This window comes from Pseudoalteromonas sp. P1-26 (assembly GCF_001401795.1).
GTDB lineage: Bacteria > Pseudomonadota > Gammaproteobacteria > Enterobacterales > Alteromonadaceae > Pseudoalteromonas.
The window spans coordinates 1-5,742 of record NZ_LKDX01000086.1; the positions used below are offsets into that span (position 1 = coordinate 1).

At 38.5% G+C, this 5,742-nt stretch carries 7 protein-coding genes; 1 reads left to right on the forward strand and 6 read right to left on the reverse strand.

Translation table 11 applies throughout. The annotated features are described in order from the left end of the window. Positions 1–254 precede the first annotated feature (254 nt). Complete coding sequence (locus AN394_RS20680) at positions 255–635, reverse strand: hypothetical protein (protein WP_055022450.1); 381 nt, start codon at positions 633–635, stop codon at positions 255–257. Between the two features lie 59 nt (positions 636–694). Continuing rightward, positions 695–2,272: an ATP-binding cassette domain-containing protein gene (locus tag AN394_RS20685; RefSeq protein WP_055022451.1), complete on the reverse strand. Its 1,578-nt coding sequence runs from the start codon at positions 2,270–2,272 to the stop codon at positions 695–697. Positions 2,273–2,518: 246 nt separating this feature from the next. On the opposite strand from AN394_RS20685, the gene AN394_RS20690 reads away from it, so the two are divergent. Continuing rightward, the gene (locus AN394_RS20690) at positions 2,519–3,226 is read left to right on the forward strand and encodes a metallophosphoesterase (protein ID WP_235576287.1); all 708 of its coding nucleotides are present in this window, start codon (positions 2,519–2,521) and stop codon (positions 3,224–3,226) included. Between the two features lie 9 nt (positions 3,227–3,235). Here AN394_RS20690 and AN394_RS20695 read toward each other — a convergent pair whose 3' ends face one another. From AN394_RS20695 to AN394_RS20710, 4 genes are all read right to left on the reverse strand, one after another. Beyond that, positions 3,236–3,589, reverse strand: a complete 354-nt coding sequence (locus AN394_RS20695) for a hypothetical protein (RefSeq protein ID WP_055022452.1) — start codon at positions 3,587–3,589, stop codon at positions 3,236–3,238. Between the two features lie 195 nt (positions 3,590–3,784). Beyond that, positions 3,785–4,357, reverse strand: a complete 573-nt coding sequence (locus AN394_RS20700) for a tRNA-(ms[2]io[6]A)-hydroxylase (RefSeq protein ID WP_054561468.1) — start codon at positions 4,355–4,357, stop codon at positions 3,785–3,787. A 45-nt stretch (positions 4,358–4,402) separates the two neighbouring features. Next, positions 4,403–5,035 (reverse strand): sulfotransferase, encoded by a 633-nt coding sequence (locus AN394_RS20705; protein WP_055022453.1) that lies wholly within the window; start codon positions 5,033–5,035, stop codon positions 4,403–4,405. Further along, positions 5,032–5,703, reverse strand: a complete 672-nt coding sequence (locus tag AN394_RS20710) for an ABC transporter substrate-binding protein (RefSeq protein WP_055022454.1) — start codon at positions 5,701–5,703, stop codon at positions 5,032–5,034. Before AN394_RS20710 ends, AN394_RS20705 begins: the two co-directional genes overlap by 4 nt. Between the last annotated feature and the right edge of the window lie 39 nt (positions 5,704–5,742).

Sequence of the window (5,742 nt, forward strand, 5' to 3'; positions counted from 1 at the left end):
CAATTACTTGGCCGGTTAAATGGTCAACAAAATTGATCCACCCGAGAAAACCAATTACCGTTAATGTGTGCTATTAGTTACGCTTACTAATAAATTATGATTAATTTTTAGTTTACAATGACAAAATGACTTTTAACATGCTGCTTAACTAATTGAATAAAAAGGGCTTTATGCCCTTTTCTTTAAACTCTGTAATATAAATTATAAGCAAAGCCTTAATAGTACAACCATAAGAAACTAGTGCTAAAACTCTTTCACCTTCCCCAATTAAACGCCCTAGCAACACCTAGCCCAATTTCATGCAGCACTACAAATCCAGCGCCACATAAGGTAGCCCAAACTGGAATAATGATGAAATCGAGGGTTGAGGTAGATGACGAAATAGCGACTTCTTGGTAATTTGTAAGCCAAGGATAAAAGCCAAAGCAGTAAAGAATAACGATTGGGGCAGCAAAGAGTATTAAACGCAGTTTTCGCTGTTTAAAAAATGGCATAAATGACATACCTAGCATGAGTAATAACGGCACGAACACGTAGATCACCGAAGAAAAATCATTTAGCGTCATACCTAAACCTATGGTTACAATCAGCATGAATAAAGCAGTAAAAATGCGGTAAGCGGCTGTAAAATGCATAGTCATTCCTTGTAATTTACCTACAACCACCCTAGCACGCTTATTTATAAATGACTATTTTATAGACCAATTTGCCTATTACAGCCGATACTTTCTACAAAATATTTATCATGACTCACAAGTATAAACCCACCTTTAAAGCCCTGTAATGATTGAGCCAAGTGCTGTTTTGATTCTAGGTCGAGATGATTATCGGGCTCATCGAGTAACAAAAATGCGGTGCTTTCAATATTACTGACGATACACATGGCGAGCTTCATTTTTTCGCCACCACTTAAAACTGCGGCGTGTTTAAAAACAGCGTCTTTTCTAAAACCAATACTGGCAAGTAGAGTTCGTGCGGTGCTCTCATTAAGGTTATTACAGTAAGTCATCACGTTTTCAAGCAGGGTTAGCTTGTTGTTTATTAATGTAAAATGTTGGTCTAAATAATAGAGTGCTTGATTGCAATGTAACTGCCCTGCTTTTACTGGTATGTCGTATGTCAGAGTTTTAAGTAAGGTTGATTTACCAGTGCCATTAGCGCCCGCTACATGAATTTTATCATCACTGAAAACCTGTAAATTTAGCGGCTTTTGTGTTCCGTGTGCTAATACAACGTTCTCCAGGCTAAGTACTTTTTGGTGCTTAGCATCACCTGATTGCGCTAAGTAAAATTGCTGCGCTTTAGTTTGTTCAAGCTGGCTAGAAAGCTCTTGTTTATTACGAGTGAGTTCACCTTCTCGCTTAGCGGTATTTTTACTTTGTGATGATAAATTGGCGCTGGCTTTATCTTTTTTAGCATCAATCAGCACTTTAGGTTGGCTGCCTGATTTTCTGAGGGCTGCGCCCTGGCCTGCTCGTTTTTGTGCTTTTTGCTTTTGTAGTTGCTCTGCTGCCTTGAGCTTACTTTGCTGCTTAACAACGTGGTTTAATTTATTTTCAAGGGCAGCAACTTGCTGCTGTTTTTGTGTTTGGTACTCAGAAAAACATGTACCATATTGTGTTAAACCAAGGGTTGTTAGCTCCCAAACTTCATAGGCATGTTCTAATAATTCTTGGTCGTGACTTATTAGTAATAATTGGCCTTTAAAGTTGTGTATTTGCTTTATAAGCCAGCTTTTACCTTTTGTATCTAGGTGGTTTGATGGCTCATCCAGTATTAAAATGTCGGGCTTTATGCAGGTAAATAGTGCCCAAAGCTTTAATTGGCTAAGCTGGCCACCACTTAAATGTTTGCTTAAGGAGTTAGGGGTTTTGTTGTTTATGCCAAGCCTTACAAGTTCTGCATTAAAGCGCTCTTCTAAATCCCAATTGCCTTCAAGTAAAGATAAATTTTGCTCTGTAACTTGCCCTTGGTTTATCGCATGAAGGGCTTTAAACACAGGCTCTAGCCCAATAGCCTCTACAATTGTTAGGTTATCAACCTGATTCACATCGTTCATTTGCTCATAAAAGCCAAGGGCTGAATTACAAATAACCGTACCAGAGCTAGGCTCTTTTTGCTTAGCAAGTATTGACGCTAATATAGATTTACCACAGCCATTTATGCCGATTAGCGCGGTGACCTTAGCAGTGAGTGAAAATGAAAGGTCATTAAATACAACATCACCATTGCCATGTTGGTAACATAAATTAAGAGCTTGAAGTTGTGGCATAGTGCCTCCTGTATTACAGGGGCATAAGCGTTTGTTCACACGAGAAGTAATATAGTGTAAGTGATAGTCAGCAACGCCTACTAACCCTGTTGGTCCAAAAAGATAAAAATGAAATTGGATAACAGGTTTAGTTGTTCATGTTGGCGGTAACTCCTAATAAGTGAGGCTAGATAATAACCACCCAGTGCTCAAATGGCAATGAGTTATGATAGTCTTAAGCTATTAAGCAGCTTATAGGAATATATTTTGAATTTAGTTAAAAGCCCTCTTGCCTCGCAAAACCCAATTCAAGTTAAGGTGCAAGTTAATGAAAGTAAACGTGTATTTGTTATTGGCGATTTAGATGCAGATTTAACTAAATTTGAACAGGCGCTTTGCTCTGTTAATTTTAACCCAAGCGAAGATATCTTGTTTTCATTGGGCGATGTGATTGACCGGGGTGAGCACAGCATTGCGTTACTTGCGCGTTTTAAAGAGCTTGGTGTACATATGTGCCTTGGTAACCATGAGCATATGTTGCTTGAGTCATTACTTGCTAATGATAAAGGTTACTACCGTTTATGGGTTGAGAACGGCGGCCGTTGGCACCTAGAAGCAAGCGATGAAGAGCTCGCATTTGCCTGTAAGCAGCTACTTAAATGCCCGCTTTCTTACTATGTTGAATACGGTGCATTAAAAATTGGTTTATCACATACCATCTGTGCTGATTGGGATTGGCAAAACCCTACAACCGACAAACAACAAGCGATTGGCGCATTGCTTTGGGATAGAAGCTTAACCAAAGCGAAAAAGCCGGTAATCAATCCAAGTATCGATTTTTCGGTGCATGGCCATAACACAACAAAACAGCCCTATTGGCTTGGCAATAGCTACCATCTTGATACCAATTATCTCAGCGGCAAGCCCACCATTGTTGAGCTTAACACGCTGATCAAGCAGTTTTCATCAATGTAAACTTGCCAGTCATTCGACCGTTTTCTCTTCAAGGTAGTTTTTATAAGTTAGCCTTGCGTGCCACAGTAGTTCATCGGTCTCTTGAATGTAGATAATTGGGCCGGCACTTTTACTCGCTAAACTCTTTAGTTTACTGTATTCACGCGTATCAATTTTGCCATCGCTAAAGTAGCTTTGCGCGGTATTTAAAAACTGATCGTCTTTATAAATATCACTATGCCAAATAAGCGAGCGATACATACTGGCAGTTATTTCGGTAGGTTTATCGTTGGAGCGAAAGATTTTAACTTCGGTGTAAATTGAATTACCGGTAATTACAATCCCTATTAACGACAACGTCGTAAGAGTCATCATCCATTTCATGCTCTATTCCTCACAGTTAGGTACTAAATTAACTATAGGAGAGAAAGATGAATGTATGCTGTTTATTTAATCAATTAGGATTGGGGAAACTATTTTCTGGAGACTTAATTATTGTTTTTAGTCCCTAATTAACTAGTCTGGGGTATAGACATTGATTTGTGTATTAGGCATAAGGCCTAATACACAAGCACCACATTAGTGAAGCGCTGCTGTAAACGGAATATTTTTACAGATTTCGGCTTCTGCGATGAGGATCTCTTCAAGGCGTGTATCAACATCTTGCTTATCGAAATACTCGTAGGCAAGTTCAACGAATAAGTTTTTATGTTTTTCTTCTGATTTAGCAATCGCGACATAAAACTCTTTTTCTTTGCCTGCTGGTAAGGCTTCTGCTACAAGCGAAAAGCGCTCGTGTCCGCGTGCTTCAATAACGCCTGCTACTAATAAACGGTCCATTAAAAATTCATCACGACCATTTCTAAATACCGCACGAATTTGTTTGATGTAAGGATCTTTTTGGTCATTGCCAAGAGATACATCACGTTCCATTAATAGCTTTAAAACTTGCTTAAAGTGAATCATTTCTTCCAGTGCTAAGTCTGTCATGGCTCTAACAAGCTTACGACGGTCAGGGTAATGAGAAAGCATAGACATAGCCATACCAGAGGCTTTTTTCTCTGCTGCAGCATGATCTTGTAAAAAGGTATCGAAGTCAGCTAAGACACCTTCTGTCCATTCAAATGGCGTGTGGTATTTCAATTCAAACATGATAAGGAACAACTAAACTTATAATGGCGGCGATTTTAACGTATTTTACGTGTGATTATAACCAAGACATTTATCAATTTTACCACTTCGGGTCGATGATACTTTATCGGGGTGTTTTATATCATTCCACGCTGTGACCTTACCGCCTATATTAAGCTGTTTAAAGTTAATTGGCTGCTGAGTGTTTAAAAACTGCTGAAGTAATTGCGAGCTGTTTGGATCAGCTACATCGAGTGTTAATAACTGCTGTTCACGCCCTTTGAAATAGTTTGCTACTTGCTGTTGGTGGTGGTTATAACACGCTGTTAAGTATTCATCAGATTCTAACTCTGCCAAGCTGTAATGGCCAAATACATCGAGGTAGCAGCGCTTTAAATGGATATTAAAGCCACCGTCTGGGCGCATTAAATTAGTGTGCATACGTGCTAATAACTGCCTAATCGAAGGCAGCCATTTAGTTAAATCACGTTCAAGGTTAATAAACCGGCTATTTGCAAAATGTTTATCAAGTAAGGCGTATTCGCTAAATACCGGAGTATCGGCAATAACGTCTGCGGTTGTAATTGCTTGCTGGGAATAGGCTGTGTGGGCGGTTTTATATCCGAGTTGTAAAAAGCTGTTACAGATACTGGTTGTGCCGGTTCGTGGTAAACCGATTATAAATATTTTAGAGCTCATGGCACCTGATCAAGTGATAACCACAGAGACTTATCATCTACAGGAGTTAACTTAGGTAATTGGTTATTCTTTAATTCTATAATAATTTTGTCATGAAGATGGGAATTTTTAATGAAATCACCATTATATTTAAAAAATAGCTCGTCAAACTCACCACTTTTTCGCATAACTTTTAAACCCTCATTCACTGCTTTTGCAATTTCAGGATTATCTTTATTAAAAAAGAAATAAATTGGGCTTTGATATTTCAGCATTAGTTGCGGTAATACAACTAGGTCAATTTTTTTCTCATAAAAATTTTTTTCACTCTCTATTTCAAGCAAAGAACGTGGAAATAACTGCCCTCTACCTTTATCAAGCATAACAAACAGTGACTCAAAATCTTGTGCGGTAGCGACGGTCAAATCGTTATCCCTTAAAATAAAGGTATCTGGCCAGTCCTCACCTTGTATAAAAATAATATTCTTTAAATCTTCTAAGGTTTTTACTTGGCTAAGATAAGGTAATTGTTTCTGTGTTGTGAACATTAACCGCCAACCAAAAAGCCCTTTGAAAATGGGGGTTCTAAGTGGTAACAACCTATTTTCACGATCAATATTAGTCATACTCCAGTTTACGTGATAAAGCAACAATTCGTCTGTAATTTCCAGTTTACCCTCTGATTTCACCTATTCAGCTCCATCCATGGTCAGGTACTTTTTACCAGA